Source organism: Aureibaculum koreense, assembly GCF_034296135.1.
Taxonomy (GTDB): Bacteria; Bacteroidota; Bacteroidia; order Flavobacteriales; family Flavobacteriaceae; genus Aureibaculum.
In genome coordinates this window covers 1-25,623 of the sequence record NZ_JAXKVV010000031.1, presented here as the reverse complement: position 1 = coordinate 25,623, position 25,623 = coordinate 1, and the positions used below count along the sequence as shown (strand labels likewise).

Sequence of the window (25,623 nt, the reverse complement as noted above, 5' to 3'; positions counted from 1 at the left end):
ATCATTCATTGGAATTTTCTTTACACCAACCAATAAGTATATTATCAGGAATGAAATTCAATGGAGATTGATTTCTTTCAAAGGAATCTCTAAATAACAAGTGAAATCTATAATTGGTTGGATTGTTTTTTAGTAGAAAAGTATCTAGAAATATTATAGGCTGTTTTGTAGCTATAGTTTGCAAAAATTTGCGATAATTGGAGGGATACAGATGATTTGCTTCAATAGAATTAAATATATTTTGACAAATTAATTCTGAATTAGCATAAGAGTATTTTTCATCGAGACATACTTCAGCTATCTCAGCTAATTCGTAGTCATCCCTACTGTTATTGCTTGTATCTTCCTCAAATGTCAAATTAGATAACAATTGAAAAGCTTCCGCCAGTAAATTTTCATCGTATGAAATTTTTTCTCTTTGTTGCCTACCTAATCTAATTGAAATAATGTCAATTGCTGTTGGATTGCCACCTTTCTTTTGTCTGAGCTTGTTTAATATTAGGGCCACCTCGGAATCACTTATCAATGAGTAAGCTTTGCCATAAGATAAATCTCCATAAGTCCATACATAGGATATATTTGTATCTAGTGCTAAATGCAATCTTTTTATACCTGCAGCATCAACAGAGCCAGTACATTGAAATCTAGGAAACCATTTTTTAAGATAATTATCTTCCAACACTTTATCCAAAACCTTATTGTATACATCATTGTGATTTTCATCGCAGTATGATAAAAAACCAAACATAAATAAGAAGTTAACATCTTTTGTGTCAATAAACTTTATTTCACCCGCTAAGTTATCCCATGCTTCGAGCAGGTTAGGACAGGCGCTCGCAAATCCCTTACCTAATTCTAAAAGTCTAGAATTATGAATGCTGAATAAATCCTTAATTAATTTATGTAACAATGATTTCTCTTGAGCTAGCTTTGCTCCTAAATCGAATGTCTTTTTTTCTATTCTTTTTTCCTTGGCTCTATAATTTTCCTTTTCACCTACATCATCCATGATATCAAAATGACAAAAACGTGAATTTGTCAAAGCAAAGACCTTTATTTGATTTTCTAAATTATTTGGACGTAATAACCTTTCCAATTCAATTAATCTATTTTCTATGGACTCTAACTGTCCTTTATCATGTCTTAAAATTCATTTTATTGCCAGCCATCCCTCATTCCAAATATAATTGGAATGAAAACCGATAATAGTTTGATCAAGTAATTCGAAAATTTTTACACTTATTAAGCCTCTTAGGTGGTTCGCAAAAATTAGTCTAACATCCTTACCCAAATCAGAATTTTTGTGACCATATATACCACATAATTGAACAAAAGTCCTATACCATTCCTTATATTCATTTTCTGTATTAGGTTGATAGCCATAATCACGAGATCTTGCCCCAAATTGATGAGGGTAAATTGATGAGTAATGATAGGTACCCAAACAACCATCCAGTAATAAGATACCTAACTGATTTCTCGTGGAGTCCTGATGCTCAAATAGTTTTTCTATTACTGACAGTTTTTCAACATAGTTAGCATTAGTTCCTGATAAATAATGCTGAAACAAACCTTTTAGCACATCACGAGTAGAGTTGTAATTTTCTTTAGGGTTTTCCGCTAGAGCAAATCTAATTATCAATTCAGTGGATCTGTGAAATAGTTTTTTGTCATATGCAATTAATGCTAATATTTGGACAAATTCATAGTAGTAGCTATTAGTTCTTGAAGTAAATTTTTCTCCATAATCTGAGTTTGCCTCTCTTTCTATAGATTCTAAAGTAAATTCTGGTGAAATAGGTGCGACATTTTTAAAAACCGAAATTCCAAGGCTATTTAGATTACCCATTGACTTTCCTATCCACCCATCTAAACCCAACCATAATTGTGCAATTTGAATAGCAATTTCTTCATCATGTAAAAAGGATAGTCTTCTTGAAAAGGATTTTATTAGTCTTTCAGGAGAAGCTTGAATAGATTGAATAATAGAATCTCTTGCAATTAGATTCAATGCTTGTTTGGCTAACCGATTGGCAATCGCATGAGGCAAAATAGCTCTCCAATTACCTCTAGATTGTACCATTCCTCTGTCCTTCAAACTTGAAACATCACCAAAAAGCTCATTTGGATCCTTATTTAGTAATTTAGCTAATATCTTTAGCTCTGATTTTTCCGAGACTAAATCTGTTCCTTCAAAAGAGTAAACTAGAGAACAAATTTGGGCTGATCTAAGAAGGTCTTTATCATCTCTATTTCTCTGTTTAAATAATCTTTGGAATAGTTCTTCATCTCTTAAATTATTTAAATTATCACCTCTTTTCAAAGTATTAGCCAATGCAATTGCAACTCTGGCATTACCTCCTGAAAATTCAGAAATTGTAGTTGCATCGACATCACTCACGTAATCAAATCGCTTCTTAATTAGCTTTATTATTACTTCAATACTAGCTGGCTATAACCTAAATACCTCAGTCTCATCTGGAAGGTCATCTCTAATATCATATTCTACTGTGAGTAAACTGATTTTACTTCCAAGTCTGTTACATATTTTTGTCAATGTTCTGTGCAACTCAGGCGAACAATTATCTACTATTAGTATCGCTCTTGACTTAGACGCAACAAGCTGCTCACACATTGCCACAGGTTCTGGACTTGGGCTGAATGAGACATCAGTATAGATGGTTAAAGATGAATTTAATGCATCATTTCCAATTCTATTGTCAAATAATGCTTCAACTAGTCGTGTTTTCCCTACACCCGAAAGACCAGTCAAGCGAACTGATGATGTTAGAGGCAACAGACAAGACCGTAATTTAGATATACCCTGTTCAATTGTTATACCATCTTCGGTAGACTTCCTATTATCATGTAGTCTTAAACCGTCATCGATTATGTATTCATCTTCTATTATTTCGTTATTTGTAGACCAATTTTCATATGGAAGCCATCCATTAATTTTTCTACCAATTTTATTCCAAACCCATAATATACATGAAGGGTGTTGTCGTGTCCAAGTTGCGATTCTACCTTGGTCATAAAAATCCAAAATTGGTTTTTTCTGATCGTCCAATGACTGAATTGTATCTCTCATTGAATCTATCCTTTTCTTTAGAGCGGAGTCAGAAGTAGAATCTCCCGAGCTAACGATGACATACGCTCCGTTTTCTTCACCTATTTTTTTTATAATATCCCTTAATACTCCTTTAGGACACATTTCTTTTTTGATAGCTGATACTGGCATAGAGGGTTTCTTTACTTGAAAGCCCGTATGTTTTCTTGGAATAAAACTTTCTTTGGGTAGAGCTTCAGTGTTTTTGACTACAACATCTAATCCTCCATCTGGTGCATCCTGAGATCCGCCCCAGGTAATTCCTTTTGTAGATTGACCTGCATTTCGGCAATCAGCTTCACACAATAATCCAATCAAACTTCGCAGTTCTGAATCAGTGAGCTTGGAAATGTCCTCTCCTGAAATATCTAAAAAATTCATTTCTTATGAAGTTTACAAAATGCATTTTCCAATTCTTGATTTTTATCCCAAAACATTATTTTGCACGTTAAGCAATTTCTCCTTCCTTGATATGCTAAATACTTATAAAGTGTTCTTTTTGACCTAACATCAATAAGCTTCATAATTTCTTCAATCCTTAGCTTATTTTCTTTGTAATATTTTTCTGCTAAAATTGCTTTTTGTTTTGCTTCTTGATTTAATCCCTTTTTTCTGCCAGGCACCACTCCTCTCCTTCTTGAACTTTCAAGACCAGCTTTTGTTCTTTCAATTAAAATATCTCTCTCTAGTTGAGCAACAGCACCAAAAAGAGAAAAAACAAATTTTCCGTGTGCTGAAGTCGTGTCAATAAATTGTTCTTGAATGCTTTTAAATTGAATATTTTCTTTTTCAAAATGTTCAATTAATTTTATGAGGTGAGAAAGGCTACGAGCAATTCTGTCCATCTTCCAAACTACAATGGTATCTTCTTCTCTCAATTTACTCAAAAGTAGATCTAACCCTTTCCGTTTCGATTTTGAACCTGAAGAAATATCTGTATAAATATTCTTTTGCTTTATCCCAGATTTTAATAAAGCGTCAATTTGTAAGTCTAATTTTTGAGAATCAGTACTTACCCTTGCGTATCCAAATAGCATCGTTTACTTTTTTCATGTAAAGGTAAACTTTTAAAGTAAACCTAAAAAGTAAACCGTATGGATAAAAATGAGTAAAAAATTTATAGTTTACAAAAACGGTCGTTAAAGAAAACTTTGACTACTGATTATTTTCGTTTATTTCTGCTTCCTTTATCAAAATGAACTTAACTAAGCAATTATCGAATTCCATAATGTATTAAAAATGTCTAACCTAAAGTTTTTTAATTCTTCTTAGAATTTAAACGCCGATTCCATTAATTCAATTTCTTTATTTGTAATACCTATTTCATTTGCCACATTTGTGCAGTTACTTACAACATTTAAAACTTCATCCATAATTCCATTCATTTGACTATCATCTAATCTAAAATACTCCCCAACACTTTTAGCCAATTCAAAATCTAAAGCATTATTATCCATATCAATATTGAGTGCCAGACCATCTTTGTCAATCGATGGGTTTATATCATAAGCTCGTGACAGAACCCATCCTTTATCGGTTAGAATAAATCCATGATTCCGTAGGTGGTCATCGGTATTTGAAATAGCAATATTAAAAACTATCCGTCTCCAAAGTTGAGCTAAGTTAGCATCAATATCGGTACCATAATTTTGAATAAATTCTGCCATTTCAAGATAACTCGCAGGTTTGTCCCTAATAGTGTCTTCTGTATTCCCTGTCATGGTCATGGCAGAGGCAAAATGAATTCGTTCACCTTTATGACGATCAAAGCGTTTTGTAAAAAAAGTATGGTACTTTCCTGACACTATTTCAATTTTAGATGGTGACATGCTAATACCTGCATTAATTGCCAATTGATAGGCTAGAAATTCCCATGCCGCCTTATCAATAGTATCATTCTTAGAAGGGAATTTAGCTATCCATAGATTTTTTTCATCATCAATAATATTCGCCTTAGGTCTCGCTCCTCCAAGAGATGAACCAGGTGCCATCAAAACCGTCAACCATTTTTTAATTTGATCGTTTTCATCATTTTCAAAAGCCTCAGCTGCTGCTTGCAATTCCCTGATAGATGACCAAGGAGGTGTGGGACTCTGATTATCATTATCAAGAAAAAGCCCATTCGGATCAGTTTTAAATCGTAACGCACCCATTCGACTCTCATCATAGACTCCTAGTAAAAAATCTATTTCATAAAGTGGTCGAGGCTTTTCTTTTTTCTCTTTAGCTACTTGAGCCGCTCGTCGTCTCATCAATGTTTTCCCCCAGGTATCAGGCATACTGTCTAGAAAAATACCAAAATTCTCTTTGTTATTCGGATATTGTGGCCCAGAGAAAAATTGAATATCCGGATCTAGTAATATACTATTCTTTGACTTTAACCACTGTTTGTCATATTCAAAACTAAAGGCCTTTTTCCCTTTGCCAAAATGAGCAGAAAGAACGCCTATCATTTCTGGTTCAGCCATAGGTTGCCAATGTGCATATACGTATATGTCAAATTTATTTTGTGTCATTAGTTCTAAATTATAATAAGTCTAAATCTTGCAATTTTCTTCCAAACTCATCATCGGCTGCCAGTTTCAAAAAATCATCTTCTAATCCCAAAACTCTCAGCACATTGAAATAGGCTCCAAAAGAGACCTTTGGGTTTCCTTTTTCAATTTGATAAAGTGTAGTCCTATCTATATCCGCACGTTCAGAAACCTGTGTAGTTTTTAATCTGCGTCTTTTCCGAGCCAATTTAATATTCTCCCCTACTTGCTCCATTAATTTTTGATGTTTTGGAAGTAGAATATTTTTCTTTTTTTTCATTTTGTTGATTATTTTCTACAAATATAGTATTTTTGTTGATAATATTCAACGTTTTATATCTTGTTTTATTTTTTCCTAAACCTAAAAAAATCTCAGTCAATCACTATTAAATTAAATAATCTCCGCATACGCTTTCTCACAAGACTGCCATATAATCCCTCTAATTCCTCCGCATTCAAAATGGTGGTAGCATGAGTTTTTATTTTATGGTTTAATAACAAATCATATCTTGAAAGTATGATTTCTCCCATGACGTTACAATCATTTCCATAATAGTTACCCATAGGCTCCAAACCCAAATCTATGAAGCAGTAAAAGTTATTGTTTCCAAAATGTTCAATAGTTTTATAACCCGTGTGGTTAAATGCAAAAGTAATGTTTCGGGTTGGCATAAGTTCATAAGATCTATGGTGAGGCACAAGATATTGCAATAATTCCATCAAATTTCTTTTGCCAGAATCTAACGAACCTGAAAGTAAAATACCCTTGTTAACGTCAATATTGAGTTTTTTACAATTGGCTTCGTCCTTGATTAAATAATTACAAAGCTTGAAAATGGTGTTGTGATTTTTAGTACGGATTTTGAATTTTTCACCAAAGAGCAACTTTCCTTTTGTGTTGACATAATTCAGGATTTTATCAAAATCATATAGCACTTGATTGTTCTTCAGTTCGCCCAATTCATACTGCACGTTTCCTTCGGTAATGATATGTGGTTTTAAATTCTTCATTTATTTTTCCAAATGCCCGCCCGCCTGTCTTCGGGGGACTATGGGCTTCATAATGGTTGGTTATAATTTTTATTGGAACTTATCTCTAGGTTGTCCGTATTTGGGACGGTCGCAGTAGCCGTTTTTTTCGTTTTTAGTTCTTCCCCCTTTAGAATCCAACTTTTTGCAGTTGCTTTCCAATCGACAATTTTCGATTTACCACCTACTTTCCAACCAATGCCTTGATAGTGGTTGTAAAATTTCTTGGCTTCTAATGTTGGCCATTTTTTCTTTTTAAAAAAATTGACAACCTCATTTTCATTTTTGGGTTGGTCCAATTTATTCCTGTTTGTTTTATTTATTCCTGTTTTGATATGTTTATCTTCAGATACCACCACTTGTTCATAGGTTGTCTCGAAATTGGTATGGCTTGGGTACAAAGCTTGTTCACAGGTTGTCCCAAAATGGAACAGCTTGATTTTGCTTCCCCGAAAAGGATTGTGAGAGGGCTCGTACAGGATGTATTTCCAATAACTGAGTTCGTTAATACTGCGATGGTATGTCGATTTTGACCCCAGTTTGGATATATCCATTACTTCACCACGATTGATATAAAAAGAGGGCTTAAAGCGATAGTTGTTCCAAATCTGAAATAAAGCCATATACAAACTGATATGGCTGGGATTTAGACGATTATCTTTTGAAAACAATTCCAGCACAGCATTAAGGTGCTTGATATAATTGATATTTTCCAAAGTAGGTCAGAATTTATTATGAATTCTGTTCTGCTCCAATACTTTGGTAATTTCTGCGTAATCATAATACAGCACACCGCCTACTTTGGTATAGGGCAACGTGCCGTTGATCCTGAGATTTTGTAAGGTGCCAGGCGAAATACCCAAAAGTTCTCTCACTTCTGGTGATTTGAGCCATTTTTTGGTGACCTGTCCGGATTGGTTCTGTAATAGTTTTTTGATTTCATCTAGTAACTCCATTTTGAATTCCAGAAGATCTTCCGTGGTAATAATTGTTGCTGCCATTTGTAAAACGATTTTTTAAAAACAAAGCCGCCAATGGTTAAACTTTTTAAATGACGACTTTGCTGTGATTTGACTTTCGTTCTGCAAATTTGAATAGGTTCTCTGTTTATTTTTCATGATGTCACCGGAGGTCTGGTCTTTTTTTAACATTTTAATCATGAAATTTTACTGGTTTTTATCTTTTCCCATGATAGATTCACATGAAAACCCGTTTCTAAAATTAAAGTATTGTAGCACTAGCGGTATGATTTATTAATCTCATTCATAAGACCTTCAATCATCTCCTCTAAAAATTTTGTCTGTGATTTTTGTCTATTCTTTATTTCTGAATATATCTTGTAAATGTCATTCAGCTTAATATTAAAAATGGATTCAAGTTCTCGTTGAATTTCAACAATATCCGTTTTTCCATTATTTATGGTTTTAGCCGCGTGTAATGCGTAAATTAATTCAGTTAATTGTGTTTTGGTTCCTGTCCAATGCAAAGTTTTATTATTAACCATAGGTTTCCCGTAACGCATAAAATCATCTATGCTTCTAAATTTTAATTTTAAATATTCTAGAAGTTTTCCATAAGCTTTGATTTTTGCAATCAAAAAATCGTGATGTGTATAAAAACTTGCATCAATATATCCAGGTTTTAATTCGTAACTACAAGTTTCTTTAATGGGTTTAATTGTAAAAAAAAGTTCGTCCAAATTGGTCAAATCTAAATTTATATATTGCATTAAAAAATCGAACTTTTTGAAGAATTTTTTAATTTTTTGTTCTTTTAATAGAATATAGTCACGTTGTGAATTAATAGATAGTTCCGGAAACTGTGATTCTATGTGTCTCAACTCTGAATAATAAATTAGATTTTTTAAAACTTTGCTTTTATAATTCTTGAAAAAATCTATTTCCTCTTCTATTGTGTCGAATTCATATAAAACCGTATATTTTTTAAGCTTGGATAGTGTTTTTCTACATAGAACTATTGCTTTATGGATATAACTAAAGTCCATAAATTCTACTTTCTCAATAATTTCCAAATCTTTCTGAAAACTATTGAGAACATCTATATATTCTTTTTCCTTCACATTTCTATATGAATTAAGAATATTAAAACCCAATGCTAGATACTCCATTTTAAAATTAAACAACTAATTAAAAAGCGGTTATCCTTGCTGCAATGTGGTCATATATTCCATAAAATAATTATCTTTTGCCTGCACAAATGCATGATTCGAAAATATAGTGGCACCCACTTTTCTTTTTTCAAAAGCTGCCGTCAATCCAAAATCTATCGTTTTAAAATTACTTTGCCAGGCTCTTTTAATAGTCTGATATAACAGTTGTCTATATATATTATAGGTACGACTAAATGTATAATCCATACCTACAACAACTGGAACAAACGTATGGTCAGTATTCTTATAACAGCACATCATTCCTACAGGGGAATTATTAGGACTTGGAGCGTTATTATTAAGATACAACAGTAGAAATTCCCAGTTATTATCCATGTTCATTTTTGTAAATAAATTTTTAGGATAGGCAAATGTATTTAGTCCGACATTATTATTCTTTACATTTAAATAAAGTTGATGGATTATCTCAAGGGTTTCCTCTTTACAAGTATTCTGCCATTTTATATCAAAAAAAGTTTCAAACTTTTTAATATCATTTTTAAAATGACGCTTTGACCGACTTGAAAGACCCTTTACAAAATCATCTTCTGATTTCCATTGGATATTGTCAATATAAGCGGCATCTGGCATTTTAATTTTAATAAACCCTTGATCATGAAATAATGCTGTTAGTTTTCTGTCATTTTCCAAGAAATCTCTTAGGGCAATCATTTCTGATGGTTTTTTTTCATCAATTATGCGTATCTTTTTTAGCATTATTAAAATTGCTTCTCTTGTGTTCTTACTTTTATTATCCAAATAAAAGTGTTTCCCTTCTGTTAATAATGACCCCATACTCAGTACGTAATTGGACATATAGTACGCATTATTCTTTCGTTTTTCCTCAATTTGAACTGAAACAGATTCTGGTGCGAGCATATCTTCTTTCCATAGTGCCCTTGTAAAAAAAGTTGCGAGTATAGTTTTGTTCATAGGATCTTTGACCAAAACATAATGAAACTCCCAATTATGTTCCCTTGCCGTATTATTACTAAATGCGTTTTCTAAAAATTGCATTCCCATCCAATCAAACACACTTCTTTGCCCCATAAGTCTATTCCATACTGATTTATCAATTTGTTGTATGCTCTTTTCATAGACTATCTCAAGCTTTCCAGTATTAATAGTTTCTGTCGTTGTTTCCTCACTTTTCAATCGAAATAACTTTCTTATATTACTATTTGTGGTATTTGTTTCTAGAATGGCTTTTGGGAAATGATACTCCATCGCTTTTACTAATTTAGTTATCTCTTTTAGCTGATTGTTTCTTGAAATCGTAATTCTAACGCCCGTATTGGTAACCGGTACGGCCGGAAAAAGACCTAAATTGACAAAGAAACCCTCTTTGAATAGTCGTTTGACAAAATTATACCCAGTGACTGGTAATCCTGTTCCTATATAAAAAACGGGACTTGTATTGTTATGAATCACCGGTAGATTTGTGTTGGTCAATAATGAACTAAAATGTTGTGTTCTTAGTTGGAGATCTTCCTGAAGCTCATAAATTTCCTTTGAAAGATGAATATTTGCCGAAGCAATGGCCGCAGCTACCGATGCAGGTTCTAATTGTGCTGAAAACGTGAGTGGTCCTCCAAAGTTTTTTATTTTATTCCTGAGCTTATCATTTTTACAAATCAGCACTCCTCCACTCGCTCCAAATGACTTACTTAAGGTTGCCAAAAGCAAACAATTTTCGGGTAAATCTTTGTAAACACTCATTACATACCCCATTCCATTTTTACCGACCCAACTCATTCCATGTACATCATCAAAATATAAATGGAGCTTTGGATATTTTATGCAAAGCTGTTTTAATTCGTCCAAAGGGGCAAAGTCACCGAACATAGAGTACACACCATCTGCCATATACCATATCCGATCAGATGTATTGTATAGTTGTTTTATTCTTGATTCTAACATATCCAAATTATTATGTCGAATCATTTGTACTGGAACACCTCTTAATTTAAGTATTTGTGCAGCGTTCTGAACACTCCAATGTACTTGATGATCTAAAATAACTGCATCTTTACCGTTCACGGCGGAGGGGATAACCGCCATATGACCTAATGTGCTGTTTTTTGTGATTATTGCTGGAATACCGTACAACTCTTGAATTTTGGACTCTAATTCTGCATATAATGGATGGGAAATGTAGGTTTTTGACAGCGGAAACTGGATGCCAAATTTATGTATAGCTTCAATAGCTGCCTGTTTCAACCTCTCATCGTGATTCAAACCTAAATAACTCGTTGTACCAAAATGGAATAATTTATTCCCATTGACAGTTATAATACCTTTTTCAAAATGCCTGTCTTCTGCATATAAATGGACAATATTTTGCTTCTTTGCATTGCTTATAACTTCATTTACAGTATCCAAAAAATTGTTGTGATTGATCTTAGCCATATCATTTAAATTTTAATTAGTTAGCGTTATTTCATACCAAGCTATCTAATTTTGCTAAGAACAAAAAAGTGATATCATTAAACAAACAGTATTAATCCCTTAGAATTAAAACAAAATCCTTTTTAGGCAATAGGCATTAATTATTTTTAAATTTTACACTATTTAATTTTGCTAAATGGTAACAAAAACCATCAAAATGGAATAATTGTTATAACTTAGGAATTGAATTATAATTGTCGCTTTGAAAATGAATGACGTTTACGATGCTCCACATGCTAAATTTTGGATTCAAAACGAAATTCTACATTGCACCTATAAACATATTGAGTTACTTGATTTAGCTACTGCACAATCCATCGTTCGAGACCGCCTACATTTTCAACAAGAAATTTCCTATCCTATATTCTGTGACATTCGAGGTATGATGAGTTCGGAAAAGTCCGCCCGCGATTACTTGGCCAAAAATGGGTCTATCTTAGCCAAAGCAGTTGCTATTTACGATGACAGATATATCGCTGAAGTAATGTCTCAATTCTATCTCAACAAAAATAGGCCCTTGGTTCCGTCAAAATTATTCAGAAACTACCAAGAAGCTATTGAATTCTTGAACCAATTTTTATAGAACCATTGAATAACAGTATAAAAATGACACAATGTTAAATGCTTTTGATAAAATAAGAATCAACAATATCTATAAAATGCTTTTGGAAATGTCCGAAGGCAGATTCTCGTTTAAAATCGAAAGACATGATATAGATGATGAGATTGAAGCTTTAGTTATTTTGGTCAATCTAATGGCGGAAGAAATTCAGCAAACCTTAAGATACTACAGTCAGCTTAATTCTCCTGAGAGTATCCTCCAATTTGTCCAAATGATATTTATACTTGACAGTAAATTCCAAATAATTTATGTTAATGAGGATGTTTCAAAGCACTTGAATAAAGACAAGACAGAATTTCTTGACAATTCATTTATTAAAATATTGAGCAATAAGTCAAAGCCTGACTGGGAGGAAATAGCCAATAACATATTGATAAATATCAACTATCAGATTAACAAGAAATTACATTTCCAATATGAAAATGACTTAACCAAAGAAGCCATCTGCAATATAACCTCCATTTACGATAAAGCCGATAGAAACCAGTTTATTCTAGTAACCAGTTTTCAATCAAAAACTCAAAGTCAATTTATTGAAGACGGACTCGCTCTTCGGTCAAAAATACAACAAAAGAAAACTATACAAAAAAAGGATAAACCTAATATTTTGAAAAATGAAAAGGATATAAAAATTATTCAAAATATCCATGACTATATTTTACAACATCTCGAAACACCATTATCATCACTACAGATTTTAGCTCATAATTTCGGTACAAATGAGTACAAATTAAAATACGGTTTTAAGCAGTTGTACAACATTACTGTTTTTAAATTTTTAATTGATGAACGTCTTAAAAAAGCAAGTTTGTTAATTGAAAATACAACATTGTCAATGAAACGAATAGCAATTTTAACTGGATTTAAGAGCATACCCCATTTTTCTAAAGTGTTTAAAAATAAATACGGATGTACGCCGAAAACATTTCGAAAAATCTCCAAATCTCTAAACTAGTTGGCTTCACCACTAATCTTTTTACCTTTTTCATTTACTCAACCATCATAAAATCCTTTAGGAATAATTAAACATTCTTAAAAAATAAATGATTGTTACGAATTTTATACTGTAAAAATAAATTCAGAATGATCTTAAAGAGGCTAATAAGAAAGGAAGTACTTATTGAACTACTTATTTCATTGTGCATAATACTATTTGTCTATGCCGCTATTAGCAAACTGTTAGATTTTGAAACTTTTAAGGCGCAAATAGGACAATCTCCAGTTTTAAGTTCTTTTACAGATTGGATCGTATGGATTGTACCGATAAGTGAACTAGTGGTTGCTGTTTTATTAATAGTCCCTAATTATCGCCTCATTGGACTTATAAGTTTCTATAGCATAATGGTTATGTTCACGACTTATATTATTGTCATCTTAAAATTTAGTGACTTTATACCTTGTTCTTGCGGGGGGTTATTGGAGTCTTTAGGCTGGAATCAGCATTTAATAATGAATGTTTTGTTTTGTTTATTGGCACTTTACCTCCTATTCAATTTAAAGAACACAGCATCAAATAATATCAATAACAGGTATAATCAACAGAAAATTAAATGAAAGCGAGCATGTTAAGAAATATTACCATGATTTGTAGTTTTCTCGGAGTAGGAATTGTTATTGTGTTGTTCATGGCTTCTGAGAACAATATTCAGCGTAATAACGCCTTTATTCGCCGTATTCCCCCGCACATAGTGAAACAACTTAAATCTATAGATTTAAAGTTCAACTCGTATTATATCGCGGGAATGACGGATCAAACCATATACTTGGGTAATAGTACTGCTCCATTACTAATTACAGAAATTTCACTAAGAACCTATCAATTGAAAACACATCAAATTGTGCTTGACCAGATGAATCTCCCATTTCGTTCGGTTCGCATTGAGGTAAAACCACCTTATTTTTTTGTTGCCGACGGGAGCATTCCAATACTATTTCGGGGCTATATCACGGATTGGCAAGCCAAAACACTATCAAAAAATACAGCTTACTTTTCACTTTGGACCGTGATAGATTCAACTTCTTTTGGAATTAGAGCACTCAGTAGTACAAACCAAGAACAAATTTTAGGAAAATTATATAAAAACCATAGCTATAAGGTAAAATTTTCCACTAATCTATTGAAAAAGCAGGTGGATGGATACTTCGATGTAGATGGCCAACTCCTTTGGAACACTAATCTACAGCGTCTAATATATGTATACTACTACAGGAATGAATACATTGTTTTTAATTCAGAACTACAATTGGATTTCAAAGGAAATACAATTGACACGATTCAATCGGTTTCATTAAAAATAGCTGACCTAAAAAAGACAAATCAAAAAAAATTATTAGGCAACCCAATAGTAGTCAATAAAATGGTCACAACCAACGATGAATTTCTTTTTATAAACTCAGAACGGTTAGGGCGATATGAACCGAAAGACTTGTTAAAAAAAGCAAGTATTATAGATGTTTATAATTTAAAAAATGCCAACTATGTTTTCAGTTTTTATGCCTTCGGTGAGATAGGTGCAAAAGGAAAAAGCATAAAAGCAAACAATGACCTATTCGTTATGATAATTGGGAATCTGCTTTATATATACAAATTACAAAATAATTACTTTCACAAGTAATCAAAAACATATTGATCAGTATCAGGAAATAAGGTTGAAAACCTGTAGAAAAAAGTAAACCATAACAATAAAATTTAATTATTATGAAAACACATGTTTTTAAAAAAGCACTATTGCCAATATTGGCATTATTCATGGCTGTTGGTCTAGCTTTTGCCACTAGCAGTTCAGAAAAAACAGAAAATGCTGGAACTATACCTGGTTATATTTTTCAGAATGGTATTTGTGAGCAAGTTACAACCTGTGACCCCAGTGGTATATTAGATTGTACTTATTTAGGGCAACAAGTTTACTCTAAAATTAATCAAACAACTTGTGGACAACCATTGAAATATAATCCTCAGGATTAGATATTCAAAATGTAAGGCGTATAGATATTATACGCCTTTTTTTGTTCTTTACACATGCTATTATTTCATTCAAAAACCATTTAGGTTTTCAGTTTATTTATTTCTAATAGACATAATTCAAGATGGTTTTTAGTAGATATGTCCTCGACTCTATGTATTACTTTTTTTATTGAGTCTTTAACATTGTTTAACTCGTTAAATATCGTCCCGCGTGTATAATTACTGTAGAAATACTTATTATAAGCCACATAAATAGATTCTCTTTGATGTTTTTTGGTTTCATAAACTAAGGCATCCATTAAATAAAAAATATATGCTAATTGTATTTCCTGACGATAGACATCTATTTTTACCGATTCTTCCTTTAGTTCTCTCCACAAATCCTCATTTAAATCTTGAAGCATGTCAGCAATATTATAGTTTCCCTTTCCGGACACTCCATTTTCTTCAAGTACCCTCATCTTTGTGGGAGAAAATAAATTTTGAAGTATTTTTCTCTGTTTTCTTGATATTATATTAATTGTACTGTTTATAAAACTACTTTTACCATCCAAGCTATGAGCATCGGCAGCAATGAATCTTCCTGTTATATCAGGACGTACCAACCATAATGGCGGGTTGAACACCTCCTTATTTAAGAACTTTACAGCTTCTTTTTGACGATAAAAGGGTATTGGTGTATATACTAAACCTTTTTGTGTACTTGATTTATATTGAATCGTGTAACCTCCAACGAGAGATTCAACATACTTCATCTGATCTAACCAAAAATTGAGTGTTCCATTATAAAAACGCTTCTTAACTTTATCATCTCGCTCGTTCATATCTATTGTTGGTATTAAATTCACTACTCTTTTTAAATTCTTTAAACCCAACTCTGCCGATTTTATCGGATTATTATTCTCTACAACTTCATTAATTGTTTCTGGACCAATACTCTGAACTTCCAAATTATACCTGTACCAAGGTGTTGTATCCTGTTCTCTAATAATTTTTTCTAAATAATAAAATTCGTCATCAGGCGTACTAATATTTTCAAATTGAGTATATGCCCAGCGAATGTTATATATGTCGGTAGGCCCAACCTTTTGGTGCAATAAATTCGGGGGTATGTTATCTTCGGGCTGAACAATGAAATTTTCTCGTGCGTAATTCATCACGCTGGGCGAGTGACCCATTTTTTGGAGCCATTTTTTGTCTCTCATTTTCTCGAAAGGATAGGTATATTCTCCAAAATTAGCATCTTTTATACCAAAGGCATGACCTGTTTCGTGGGCGGTAAGCGACTGAATCAACTCGCCCATTAAATCGTCAGGAAAGGGGTGTTGCTGTGCCCTTTTATCTAAAGGACTGCATCTGGTAAAATATAAATCGACGAGCTTATCGATCATTCCTATCAATATATCCGCTTTAAGAATCTCACCTGTCCTTTGATCGATAATTTGACGCACCGCCCCAAAACCTTCTCCTTTATGTCCCCTATATTTTGATCTATTCTCCCAACGGATTACAGAATATCTCATACTATTGATAGACCAATCTTTATTATGAACTGGAGCATCTTTTACTATTATGGCATTTTCAAAACCTGCAGCTTCAAAAGCAGGCAACCATTCATAAACACCTGCCTTTACATAAGGTTTCCATATATTGGGAATGGCTGGGTCTATATAAAATACAATTGGTCTAATGGGTTCACTTAATGATTGACTAGGATATTTTTTTTCTAATCGCCACCTTGCTATAGAAGCTCTAACAGATTCATTAAAATTATTGAAAAACATATTTTCACTATAAAAACCCATCCTATGGTCATACAAACGCGGCATCATAGGTTCTGGCAGTAACATAATACTAAAATCAACATTTGTAGTTAGCGGGCCTTTTTCAGAAGCTACGGTTGTGGTTGTATTCACCTCTACACTATTGGCAAATGACCTGACTATATCAATGAATGTGGTCTCGTTGACTATAGACTTTCCTCCATCTTGCAAACCCTTTGGTGTATTTAAAAATAAGCTGGTTGCATCAATAATATAACTTGGTTTATTATTCCCCATTGTCAAAATAGGAAAACTAGCTGGTGTTATTTTAATATCGAACCTACCCTCAAGCAACTGAATGGTATTCCCTACTTTTGAATCAATTTCTGGAACAATTACTTGAATAATATTATTCCTTCTCTTTAAATTAATTAAGGTTTCCTTATCAAAACTTGAGTTATTATGGTTTACAAATAGTAAATCTTTACCTAAGATAACCTCTGGAATCTCTAGATAAATTTTGCCATTCAAAAAGTGAGTCGTTACAAACCCTTTTTCAGTTATGGCTTCAACTGTAATTATTTCTTTATATGGTTTTATGTTGCTAAGACTAATTTGAGCAAAAGACCATATACTATAACATAGCAGTACCAGTAAAACAGAAATTGATTTTATTTTTTTCATTTTATTTAATATTTTTTTGGAAACAAATCATAAGAACCGTTTCAATATGCTTAATGACATACTGAAACAGTTCAAACTACTATTAATATCCAGGATTCTGTGGTGATAAATTTGGATTTAATGAAAGTTCATTCTCGGGTATAGGCAGTAGTAAGTTCTTTGATTCCCAACCTGATTTGATTGAGGAAATTACAGCCTCCGCTTTTCCCAGTCGTTTTAGGTCAAACCATCTATTGCCAAATTCTGTAAACAACTCAACTCTTTTTTCTAGTAAAATGGCCTCCAGTAGCTCTTCTGGGTCTATAATATTTAAATCAGTTAAATTGGCTCTTTGTCTAATCTTATTTACATCACTTAGAGCCTCACTAATGTTACCAAGATTTGTTCTGGCTTCTGCCCTGATAAGGTATATTTCCGCTAAACGAAATACTATAGAATATTCCGTATTTGATGTTGTAGAAACATTTTTGTATTTATTGGCATGGTACCATACATCTATACCGTTTGAAACCCCTGCAATCCATGTTGCTTTTCTAGCATCACCGTCCTCAAACACCTCTAAGAGTTGTTCATTTAAGGCGATCAGAGGTGGTGGTGCACTAACAAAGTTAAAAGTAGAGGCTTCCAACGTATTATATCCGTCTACCGGAGGTTTAAGTTGCCAAATAGTAGCACCGCTTTCTTTCAAAAAAACATTAGAGAGATCCGTTTCCCAAGAAAAACCAGTATTCTCAATAATCGATGTACTCTCTAGTTCAGCACGTTCCCAATCACCCATATATAAATAGACTTTGGCTAATAATGTTGTGGCTGCCCATTTGTCCGGGACAATGCGTTGTTCGGTGGATTCACCTGAGCTTAAAAAAGATCTTGCGGCTTTAAGGTCAGAAACAATCGCCTTATAAACTTCATTTACTTCAAGTCTATTTATGTTGCTATTTAAAGTGTAATCCGTTTGAATAACATAGGGAACAGCTCCAAAAAGATTGACCAAGTAAAAATGTGTCAATGCCCTAACAAAAAGAGCTTCACCTTTGATTTTCTGTATAGTTTCATAGGACAAATGGCTATTATCATTTATACCTTCCAACAAGCTATTTACCATATAAATGGTATGATAACTATCGTTCCAAAGTTGACTTATGGAAACACTGCTCGGAAGTAATGTATGGTTATAAAATTCCTCTAATGGTTGGCCAGAACTACCGTAATAATCTAACTCATCCGAATACAGCCCCATGATGACATGAAGTCCGTTTGAATTTCCAGTTAGTAGAACTTTATCGCGTAAATTTGCATAAATGGCGGTTAAGGCAGCTAATGCTGTAGCATCATCTTGAAAGACGATATCCCCACTGAGTTGATTTTCTGGAAAATCCACTTCTAAAAAGTGATCGCATGAAAGCATAAAAAAAAGTAGTAACATGAAAACGATTAGTTCTTTCCCTTTACGATTCATGCGATTTATTAAAATTGTATTTTTCGTATTATTTATTTTATTTTTCATCATATTAAAATTTAAATTGAACGCCCATGGTAAATCTTCTTAGCTGTGGTAAATACCCAATAATCTGTTCGGGGTCTCCACCTTTGAAAGAAGTAAATGTCAATAAGTTTTGCCCTTGCAGAGTCAAAAGCAAATCGGAATTACCCAACAATTTACGAGGCAATTGGTATGAAAAGGATACGTTTTTTAGTTTTATATAGGACGCATCGGTAACAACGGCATCACTAATCGCAAATTTTGAGAAGGCATTCTGCACTTGAAAATTACTGCCTGAGGTATATTTTTGTAAAAGGGTATCATCTCCCAGTTTCTGCCATCTGTTTAAACTTTCTGAAGGCTGATTTAACATGAAACCCGCTGGAGCATAATTGAAAAAATGGTTATATGCGTTTTGTTTGGTATATTGAAAAAATAGAACCAACTGCATATTTTTATAAATTAAGGTATTGGTAAGGCCACCGTAATATTTAGGGGCAAGGTCTTTAGTATATTGCCTATCTTCAGGGGAGCTTATTATACCGTCATTATTAAAATCTTCAAATTCGAACAAACCAGTATCTGGGTTGACACCTTCTAAATGGTATAACTTAACGATCGTTAAAGGTTTACCGATTACATACCTATTTGCATAGGCCGAATTTTCAAGACCCTCATAGGAGACGAGTTCATTTTTAGGAATGGTAAGGTTAAAGTCTGATTTCCAAGAAAAATTAGCTTTTTGTATATTTCTAGAATGCAATTCAAATTCCCACCCTGAGTTGCGTATAGTGGCATCTAGGTTGGCTTGAATATTTTGAAACCCGGTAGTACCAGGCAATGGCACACCTACCAATTGATTAGAGGATGTATTTCTAAAATAGGTGGAGGATAATAGCAATTTATTGTTCCATAACCCGATATCCAAGGCAAGGTCGAATTTCCTGTTTTTCTCCCATGCAAATAAAGGATTGAACAATCTAGTGGGTGTCAGCCCAACTGTACCATCGTAAATGGTATTTGAAACGCTATACGTATCAAAATACTGATAATCTCCTATTTGGTCATTGCCGGTTATGCCATAACTAGCTCTTAGTTTTCCCAAAGACAATGATGGAATCGCCTTATGAAGACTTTCTTCTTCCGAAAAAACCCAGGCTGCACCGATCGCCCCAAAATTAGCGTATCTTTTCCCTGGTCCAAAACGACTTGAACCATCTCTCCTACCCGTAACGTTGATAATATACTTATCCTCCCAGTTATAATTAAGCCTTCCGAAGAATGCCTGATAGCGATATTGATTTTTCTTTTCGTCTAGGATAAAAACATTGGAAGCCGCACTAAGGTTGTATATTAGATTATTATTTGTAAATCCAGAGCCAAGCAATGAAAATTGCTCACTATTTTGCTCCTGAAAAGTAAATCCGAAAATGGTTTTAAAAGTACCTTCTCCAATATTAAATTGATAATTGAATTGAGGCTCTATTATCCAAGAACGTCTTTTCCCTTCATTTGTAAAAATATTTGAATTCGCACTCGTTAATCCAAAAGCAGGATTGTAAATGGTATGTGGGTTTGTTTTCTCTTCATCAATTCGGATATCGGTATAACCGAATCGTGAACTAATTTTAAAATCTCGAAAAAGTTCATAAGATAACGTCGCGTTACTAATTAAACTTACAATTCCGTTGGAATACGAGCCATTGAGTTGGGCCAACGGATTGGTCCATGTGCTATTTTCCCAATTTAGATTACCAGATTCGTCGTACAATTCAGGTGCGTTCGGTGCAAGTGAACGTGCTGATCTAGACAAATCAGACCCTGGCTGATTGTTCTTCTCAGAAGCATAGTTGGCCGTAAAGTTTATGTGAAATTTGTCATCCGATGAGGAATGATTTATCGATGCCAAAACGGTTCCTCTCTTATAGTTAAAGTCTTTGGGAAATACGGTGGATTCTTTTCCATAAGTTCCGATTATATTAAAATGTGTTCGCTCACTTCCTCCTGCAACGGCACCTTGATAGTTTTCAATATATGCCGTCCCTCCTAGCAGTTCATCTTGCCAATCAACATCTCTTGTTGCATCCCAAGTCCCATTTACATCATAAGCATAAAAAGGAAATCCGGTAATACCATCATTTTGAAATGCCCCTCGACGCATTTCAAGATATTGTTCCGTATTCATAAGCTTCATTTTTCTTGAAATGTTAGCGAATCCAGCATTTACATTTACATTTACATTTACAGAAAAGGTAGTTTTATCATTGGTATTATTTTTGGTTGTAATTAAGACAACACCATTGGCTCCTCTAGAGCCATAAATTGCGGTTGCATCGGCATCCTTGAGAACTTCAATAGAGGCTATAGATGAAGGGGGCAGGGCATTTAATGGGCTAATGAGTGCCCCTGGCATTATAGACCCCGAACTACCATTATAGCTTAGTGACCCCGAGTCGTAAGGTACTCCGTCGACAATATAAAGTGGCTCATTACCAGCAGCAATACTGTTTTGACCTCTTATTCGTACCTGAAAACCTCCGCCAGCTGTACCTGTGGATTGGGTAATATGTACTCCCGTTAATCGCCCTTGAAGTGCCTCCAAAGGATTATTGACTGGCTGTTTTTCAATTTCGGCCGAACTGATACGTGCTATACTCCCTGTTTTGGTTTTGTCGGTAGTTTTATAATAGCCCGCATTGATGGAGACTTCCTGAAGTTGTGTACTTTCAGAATATAATATTACATCAATTTTTGACCTGTTATTTATGGGTTCTTCGACCGTACCGTATCCAATAAATGAATAGATAAGAGTTTCCGATCCAATTACCTGAACACTGTAATTTCCATCAAAATCAGAGGTTGTACCTCTTGACGATCCTTTTATCCGAATGGTAACACCTGCAAGAGGACCATTATCGTCCGTAATTTTTCCTGTTACACGGTATGAATTCTGCGTGTGAACGGTATTTATTGTTCCTATTATAATAAGAATAGGCAAAAAAAGCCTTCCCCACTGGAGAAACCGTAGGTTATTTTTCATAATTTAGTATTGATTTAGTGAAACTTTATTTTATTAGATTATGAGCCTTCTCTAACAAGCTACAACGAGGTGGAGAAGGTTTTTTTTAGTATTTATTCATTGGCAGTATTTTTAGTTAGTAATGTTCAATTGAAATTAATTCACTCCCCTCCTATCATGAATCTTTCTTACCCAAATTGGATAGATAGACTCAAAGGTTTGAGGGTAATAAATGCTTATTAGGCTTTTAAACTTGGTGTGTCCAGATACAACTAGAAATAAGTGATTCGTAGATTATGGGATAAAAAGTGGAAACAACATCTGGAAAAAGTATAGCGTGAATCCCATAACAAAATGTCTATAATAGGGTTCTTTGGTTTTTTAATAAAGAGAATATCGAATAAGTTAATTTCAGACCTATACTTCTTACATCCGCATTTAAAATGGGATGATTGCAAATTGGCTATAGTATTTGGAACAATTAAACTTAACAATCTCTTTTCTATTAAAGTTCGATTTGATGATTGCGATACTTTAAATAAAAATGAAAACTAGTGCTAAGAATTGTTGAATAATACAGCCAAAAAAAGGCGTAGAACTCAACTTACCTGAAAAGAGGTACTGGTATACCGTGCACCGATAAGAGAGCCCACGCCCGGGTCGTGAGCCAATCTACTTATCATCTCAAGTGCAAAAATTACCAGTTTTCTTTTCAGAGACTCAAAGCGATAGCTTCTATATTTTATATACGAAGAATCGCAAATATATGTATTCAGAAACAAATATAGCAAAAAAATTCAATTAGGGGTTTTTAAACCCATGTTTTTTAATAAAAATCTAAAGAGATTGTTCGCAAAGATTTATTATAATGGATTTAGAATACAAAAAAGAAGATTTTTTGCTTTTAGTTGGAACACAGATTGAAAAAATAAGAAAGGAAAAAAACTTAAGTTACGGAAAGATAGCCAAAGGATGCAATATAGATAGTAGTGATATCAGTAAGATAGCAAAAGGTCAGGTAAATATAATGTTATCATCGGTACTTGAACTATCAAAGGGATTGAATATTCACCCTAAAGAGTTATTTGATTTTGAATTGGAGAAAGAATAGTAAGTGCTAATTTTAGGATATTCTTACTTGAAAATTGATTTTACCTCACTATGAATTTTTAAAAAATTAGCATCAAAATCAGTGTCGTTTATTTTTTTAATCGTTGGTAATCCTAACTTTATGCTAGGAGTTTTAAACCTTAATCTCTTATCCTTACCATCGGCGAATACAATAAATTCTCCTTGCCTTAATCTGTAAAAAGCATCAGCCCTTGTTTTGGCGACTTCCTTTTCCCCATGTGTTACCCGAGTATCAAAATTTAGGTTATACCCCTTATTGATACTTCTTGTTTCTTTTTTTACTATCTCAAAGAAACGTTCATAATATTTTGCAGTATCTGGGTCGTTGGCCTTTCCAAAAAACTGATAAGACAGGTTGCTTAAAATAGCTCGACTTGCCCTATCCCCGTACATCATATCGTTCTGTATCTTATCCTGCAAAACATAGAGCGTCACAATATCATAACCTCTTAAGGTTGCCGGAATACGGTGCATGTTTAATAGGCGAATGGTTGAAGCTTCTTCCAACAGCACAAAAGAGGGATTTTGACCTCTCTCGCTCATTTGTTTCGTAATCGTGTGCATGATGGTGGCGATAACCGGGGACAAGGAAGCTTCTTTTTTAGGATTGTTGACTATGGAAATGACCGCCGGGTTTTGGGGATTGTTGACATCTAATGGAATATCATCGGCAGAAAGCACCATAAATATCTTTTTGGTACTTATTTTTTTGAAGGCATTGGCCAATGTGCTTTTAACCCCTGCCGTTTGCCTGTCCGACCCTACCCCGCTTATAAAAGCATCTGCCATGGCTTTTGCCGTTAAATCCGCTTCGAGAAAGGCAATGAGTGCTTTCGTTTCCAAATGTTGGTACAGGGCTATTAAATGTGGAATGGTACAGTAATCCTCATAGTCCGTTTTAAGCCTCCATATCAAACCGCCTATCAAACCTTCCACAGCATCTTTAAAAAATCGAGAGGTACTGTTATTATCCGATTCTTTCAATTCCAAAAGGTTCTCCAACAGCACCCTTGAGATTTCATAGACACTTTCTTCATCCGGCAAATACCTAGGGGCAATGGGGTTGACCCTATCGTAAATAGGGTCAAAAGAAACAATGTAAAAATTGTTACTGCTTTTTTTGAATATGGGATATGCCATTTCGGTAATTTCAAAATCTTTGTAATCATGCATAACACCGCAAAAGGCGTTTTTACCAAAATGTTGCAAAAAATTATAGACCACACTTTCAGTTTTACCACTGCCCGCTGCCCCAATAATAGAGACTCCCCTACGGATGTTTTCCAATACATAACGGGAACCTTTTGTATTGAGTACTACTTTATATTTTTTATTTTTTTTGTTAGAGGTATCATCTTTCGAAAAAAAAACATATAACAATATATTTAAGAACAGGAAGGGGATGGTTATATACATGAGTATCTTTAAAAAAGACGGTATTTCTAGAACGAAATACCCAATAATCGATAAACCTATTAAACACAAGCACATTAGAAAAAAACCATAACGTACATATCTTACAATAAGATAAGAGATACTGCATAGTAATGCGACATAAAAAATCAAACTGTTTATTTCATCCATAGCAATCTTCTATTAAAAGTTAGTATTAAATCCCTATTGAGCCAGAGTTGATTGCTTTTCCCATTCCTTTTTTGAGTTTCATAAATGCTTTATATGCCAATTGCACCTTATTGGTAGGGATATTGGGAACGTTTATTCCAGTCTTATGGAGCAATGTCAAGGCCATTTGTCTTTCCGTTGTTGGTAAGCCCACAAGTGTTGCAAAAAATTGTTTTGGATCTTTGATAAACATGATTTTTGCCCAGTAGCTTTCAACAAAATTTCGATTGTAGCCAAATATGGAATCAAACTTTTTTTCGGAGGCTTTATAAAATTTTTCCCTGTGAAAGCCCTGTTTCACTTTTTTGCCGTTTAAGATGGTTTCAGATTCTTTGTATTTTGATCCGGGAGACAGACTAAATGAATTGGTACTGTCTTTTCTACTGACAATAATATGGATATGGCTCTGGAACCCCTCTTTTTGCATCCCTCTGACGATACGTTTGCCTTGCTGTTGGTGAGGGGCTTCTTTCTCCAATTTGGCAATTTTTCTTTTGAGTTTTTTGATGTTCCCTGTTGAAGTGCCATCTTGTATATCTCTAATTTCGTTTTTGAGCTGGAGTATTTTTGTGGCATACGGTTGGTTTTCCTGTATCTTTTTGTCCGTTCCCTTATAGGTACGTTCGTGTTCCAGTTTGGCATAATATTTAATATCGTCAACAGTAACTTTCTGGTCCCTATAAAAAGCATCGGCATAGTCCTTCATGATTTCCCTAACATACTTACGGAGTTTTTCGGGATTGTTATTGATGTGCTTTAATTCCCTTGGACTAGGACTGACCACCAAAGAATAGAATTTAGGATCCTTTTTGGAAAGCTTAGCGGTATTGCCGTCAATTTCTGAAATTACTTCTTCCGGGCTTACCTTATCGTTATACTGGTCAAAAAAATGTTCCTGGAGTTCCATACTTTTATCTTCATTTTCCTTTTCCAAATAATTGACGAAATCAGAAACACTTCCCTTATAGTTCATGCCCGATTGTTGTTTGGTAATGGCGATATACATTCTTTATAAATTTTTTAAGGTTCTTTTCAGTTTTACA

At 33.8% G+C, this 25,623-nt stretch carries 22 protein-coding genes; 6 read left to right on the top strand and 16 right to left on the bottom strand.

Translation table 11 applies throughout. From position 1 onward, the window contains the following. Window position 1 precedes the first annotated feature (1 nt). The 11 genes from UMM65_RS16635 to UMM65_RS16585 form a co-directional block, all read right to left on the bottom strand. Window positions 2-1,096: a hypothetical protein gene (locus UMM65_RS16635; RefSeq protein ID WP_321978181.1), complete on the bottom strand. Its 1,095-nt coding sequence runs from the start codon at window positions 1,094-1,096 to the stop codon at window positions 2-4. Between the two features lie 54 nt (window positions 1,097-1,150). Beyond that, window positions 1,151-2,401: a hypothetical protein gene (locus UMM65_RS16630; RefSeq protein WP_321978179.1), complete on the bottom strand. Its 1,251-nt coding sequence runs from the start codon at window positions 2,399-2,401 to the stop codon at window positions 1,151-1,153. Window positions 2,402-2,452: 51 nt separating this feature from the next. After that, the gene (locus UMM65_RS16625) at window positions 2,453-3,490 is read right to left on the bottom strand and encodes a P-loop NTPase family protein (RefSeq protein ID WP_321978177.1); all 1,038 of its coding nucleotides are present in this window, start codon (window positions 3,488-3,490) and stop codon (window positions 2,453-2,455) included. Further along, window positions 3,487-4,146, bottom strand: coding sequence for a recombinase family protein (locus UMM65_RS16620; protein ID WP_321978176.1), 660 nt, complete (start codon window positions 4,144-4,146; stop codon window positions 3,487-3,489). Before UMM65_RS16620 ends, UMM65_RS16625 begins: the two co-directional genes overlap by 4 nt. Window positions 4,147-4,377: 231 nt before the next feature. After that, window positions 4,378-5,625, bottom strand: coding sequence for a type II toxin-antitoxin system HipA family toxin (locus UMM65_RS16615; protein WP_321978174.1), 1,248 nt, complete (start codon window positions 5,623-5,625; stop codon window positions 4,378-4,380). A gap of 10 nt (window positions 5,626-5,635) precedes the next feature. Then, entirely contained in the window at window positions 5,636-5,923 is a 288-nt protein-coding gene (locus UMM65_RS16610) for a helix-turn-helix domain-containing protein (RefSeq protein ID WP_321978173.1), read from the bottom strand. A 92-nt stretch (window positions 5,924-6,015) separates the two neighbouring features. Next, window positions 6,016-6,654 carry an ATPase gene (locus UMM65_RS16605; RefSeq protein ID WP_321978172.1) on the bottom strand — a complete coding sequence of 213 codons (639 nt, stop codon included), beginning with the start codon at window positions 6,652-6,654 and terminating at the stop codon, window positions 6,016-6,018. Window positions 6,655-6,701: 47 nt separating this feature from the next. Then, entirely contained in the window at window positions 6,702-7,388 is a 687-nt protein-coding gene (locus tag UMM65_RS16600) for a hypothetical protein (RefSeq protein ID WP_321978170.1), read from the bottom strand. Window positions 7,389-7,394: 6 nt separating this feature from the next. Continuing rightward, window positions 7,395-7,673: a helix-turn-helix domain-containing protein gene (locus tag UMM65_RS16595; RefSeq protein ID WP_321978168.1), complete on the bottom strand. Its 279-nt coding sequence runs from the start codon at window positions 7,671-7,673 to the stop codon at window positions 7,395-7,397. Between the two features lie 236 nt (window positions 7,674-7,909). Continuing rightward, window positions 7,910-8,800: an RteC domain-containing protein gene (locus UMM65_RS16590; protein ID WP_321978165.1), complete on the bottom strand. Its 891-nt coding sequence runs from the start codon at window positions 8,798-8,800 to the stop codon at window positions 7,910-7,912. A 30-nt stretch (window positions 8,801-8,830) separates the two neighbouring features. Further along, entirely contained in the window at window positions 8,831-11,251 is a 2,421-nt protein-coding gene (locus UMM65_RS16585; protein ID WP_321978163.1) for an aminotransferase class I/II-fold pyridoxal phosphate-dependent enzyme, read from the bottom strand. A gap of 247 nt (window positions 11,252-11,498) precedes the next feature. Between UMM65_RS16585 and UMM65_RS16580 the strand changes: the two genes are divergently transcribed. The 5 genes from UMM65_RS16580 to UMM65_RS16565 all read left to right on the top strand — a co-directional run bounded on the left by UMM65_RS16580 (window position 11,499) and on the right by UMM65_RS16565 (window position 14,877). Beyond that, on the top strand, window positions 11,499-11,873 hold the full coding sequence (locus UMM65_RS16580; RefSeq protein WP_321978161.1) for a DUF7793 family protein: 375 nt from the start codon (window positions 11,499-11,501) through the stop codon (window positions 11,871-11,873). 31 nt (window positions 11,874-11,904) lie between these two features. Further along, window positions 11,905-12,867 carry a helix-turn-helix domain-containing protein gene (locus UMM65_RS16575; RefSeq protein WP_321978159.1) on the top strand — a complete coding sequence of 321 codons (963 nt, stop codon included), beginning with the start codon at window positions 11,905-11,907 and terminating at the stop codon, window positions 12,865-12,867. Window positions 12,868-12,995: 128 nt separating this feature from the next. Beyond that, on the top strand, window positions 12,996-13,466 hold the full coding sequence (locus UMM65_RS17690; protein ID WP_415859572.1) for a MauE/DoxX family redox-associated membrane protein: 471 nt from the start codon (window positions 12,996-12,998) through the stop codon (window positions 13,464-13,466). Window positions 13,467-13,474: 8 nt separating this feature from the next. Then, a complete protein-coding gene (locus tag UMM65_RS16570; protein WP_321978158.1) occupies window positions 13,475-14,527 on the top strand; it encodes a hypothetical protein in 1,053 nt (350 codons plus the stop codon). A gap of 83 nt (window positions 14,528-14,610) precedes the next feature. Next, window positions 14,611-14,877 (top strand): DUF6520 family protein, encoded by a 267-nt coding sequence (locus UMM65_RS16565; RefSeq protein WP_321978157.1) that lies wholly within the window; start codon window positions 14,611-14,613, stop codon window positions 14,875-14,877. Between the two features lie 80 nt (window positions 14,878-14,957). On the opposite strand, the gene UMM65_RS16560 is transcribed toward UMM65_RS16565, so the two are convergent. From UMM65_RS16560 to UMM65_RS16550, 3 genes are all read right to left on the bottom strand, one after another. Then, window positions 14,958-17,324, bottom strand: coding sequence for a zinc-dependent metalloprotease (locus UMM65_RS16560; protein ID WP_321978156.1), 2,367 nt, complete (start codon window positions 17,322-17,324; stop codon window positions 14,958-14,960). 82 nt (window positions 17,325-17,406) lie between these two features. Next, complete coding sequence (locus UMM65_RS16555; RefSeq protein WP_321978154.1) at window positions 17,407-18,750, bottom strand: RagB/SusD family nutrient uptake outer membrane protein; 1,344 nt, start codon at window positions 18,748-18,750, stop codon at window positions 17,407-17,409. Between the two features lie 85 nt (window positions 18,751-18,835). Then, window positions 18,836-21,847, bottom strand: a complete 3,012-nt coding sequence (locus UMM65_RS16550; RefSeq protein WP_321978153.1) for a SusC/RagA family TonB-linked outer membrane protein — start codon at window positions 21,845-21,847, stop codon at window positions 18,836-18,838. Window positions 21,848-22,694: 847 nt separating this feature from the next. On the opposite strand from UMM65_RS16550, the gene UMM65_RS16545 reads away from it, so the two are divergent. Then, window positions 22,695-22,937, top strand: a complete 243-nt coding sequence (locus tag UMM65_RS16545) for a helix-turn-helix domain-containing protein (protein ID WP_321978151.1) — start codon at window positions 22,695-22,697, stop codon at window positions 22,935-22,937. A 23-nt stretch (window positions 22,938-22,960) separates the two neighbouring features. Here the strand turns inward: UMM65_RS16545 and UMM65_RS16540 are convergent, their stop codons facing one another. Both UMM65_RS16540 and mobB read right to left on the bottom strand, forming a co-directional pair. Then, window positions 22,961-24,541 carry a type IV secretory system conjugative DNA transfer family protein gene (locus tag UMM65_RS16540; protein WP_321978149.1) on the bottom strand — a complete coding sequence of 527 codons (1,581 nt, stop codon included), beginning with the start codon at window positions 24,539-24,541 and terminating at the stop codon, window positions 22,961-22,963. Window positions 24,542-24,566: 25 nt separating this feature from the next. Next, complete coding sequence (gene mobB / locus UMM65_RS16535; RefSeq protein WP_321978148.1) at window positions 24,567-25,586, bottom strand: MobB family relaxase; 1,020 nt, start codon at window positions 25,584-25,586, stop codon at window positions 24,567-24,569. Between the last annotated feature and the right edge of the window lie 37 nt (window positions 25,587-25,623).

What these genes read in the sequence shown, in the direction of transcription:
- UMM65_RS16590 (WP_321978165.1), bottom strand. Translation starts at nt 8,800, where the DNA reads ATGGAGTATCTAGCATTGGGTTTTAATATTCTTAATTCATATAGAAAT.
- UMM65_RS16540 (WP_321978149.1), bottom strand. Translation starts at nt 24,541, where the DNA reads ATGGATGAAATAAACAGTTTGATTTTTTATGTCGCATTACTATGCAGT.
- UMM65_RS16595 (WP_321978168.1), bottom strand. Translation starts at nt 7,673, where the DNA reads ATGGCAGCAACAATTATTACCACGGAAGATCTTCTGGAATTCAAAATG.
- UMM65_RS16555 (WP_321978154.1), bottom strand. Translation starts at nt 18,750, where the DNA reads ATGTTACTACTTTTTTTTATGCTTTCATGCGATCACTTTTTAGAAGTG.
- UMM65_RS17690 (WP_415859572.1), top strand. Translation starts at nt 12,996, where the DNA reads ATGATCTTAAAGAGGCTAATAAGAAAGGAAGTACTTATTGAACTACTT.
- UMM65_RS16610 (WP_321978173.1), bottom strand. Translation starts at nt 5,923, where the DNA reads ATGAAAAAAAAGAAAAATATTCTACTTCCAAAACATCAAAAATTAATG.
- UMM65_RS16545 (WP_321978151.1), top strand. Translation starts at nt 22,695, where the DNA reads ATGGATTTAGAATACAAAAAAGAAGATTTTTTGCTTTTAGTTGGAACA.
- UMM65_RS16560 (WP_321978156.1), bottom strand. Translation starts at nt 17,324, where the DNA reads ATGAAAAAAATAAAATCAATTTCTGTTTTACTGGTACTGCTATGTTAT.
- UMM65_RS16565 (WP_321978157.1), top strand. Translation starts at nt 14,611, where the DNA reads ATGAAAACACATGTTTTTAAAAAAGCACTATTGCCAATATTGGCATTA.
- UMM65_RS16580 (WP_321978161.1), top strand. Translation starts at nt 11,499, where the DNA reads ATGAATGACGTTTACGATGCTCCACATGCTAAATTTTGGATTCAAAAC.
- UMM65_RS16570 (WP_321978158.1), top strand. Translation starts at nt 13,475, where the DNA reads ATGTTAAGAAATATTACCATGATTTGTAGTTTTCTCGGAGTAGGAATT.
- UMM65_RS16620 (WP_321978176.1), bottom strand. Translation starts at nt 4,146, where the DNA reads ATGCTATTTGGATACGCAAGGGTAAGTACTGATTCTCAAAAATTAGAC.
- mobB (WP_321978148.1), bottom strand. Translation starts at nt 25,586, where the DNA reads ATGTATATCGCCATTACCAAACAACAATCGGGCATGAACTATAAGGGA.
- UMM65_RS16585 (WP_321978163.1), bottom strand. Translation starts at nt 11,251, where the DNA reads ATGGCTAAGATCAATCACAACAATTTTTTGGATACTGTAAATGAAGTT.
- UMM65_RS16615 (WP_321978174.1), bottom strand. Translation starts at nt 5,625, where the DNA reads ATGACACAAAATAAATTTGACATATACGTATATGCACATTGGCAACCT.
- UMM65_RS16550 (WP_321978153.1), bottom strand. Translation starts at nt 21,847, where the DNA reads ATGAAAAATAACCTACGGTTTCTCCAGTGGGGAAGGCTTTTTTTGCCT.
- UMM65_RS16625 (WP_321978177.1), bottom strand. Translation starts at nt 3,490, where the DNA reads ATGAATTTTTTAGATATTTCAGGAGAGGACATTTCCAAGCTCACTGAT.
- UMM65_RS16575 (WP_321978159.1), top strand. Translation starts at nt 11,905, where the DNA reads ATGTTAAATGCTTTTGATAAAATAAGAATCAACAATATCTATAAAATG.
- UMM65_RS16605 (WP_321978172.1), bottom strand. Translation starts at nt 6,654, where the DNA reads ATGAAGAATTTAAAACCACATATCATTACCGAAGGAAACGTGCAGTAT.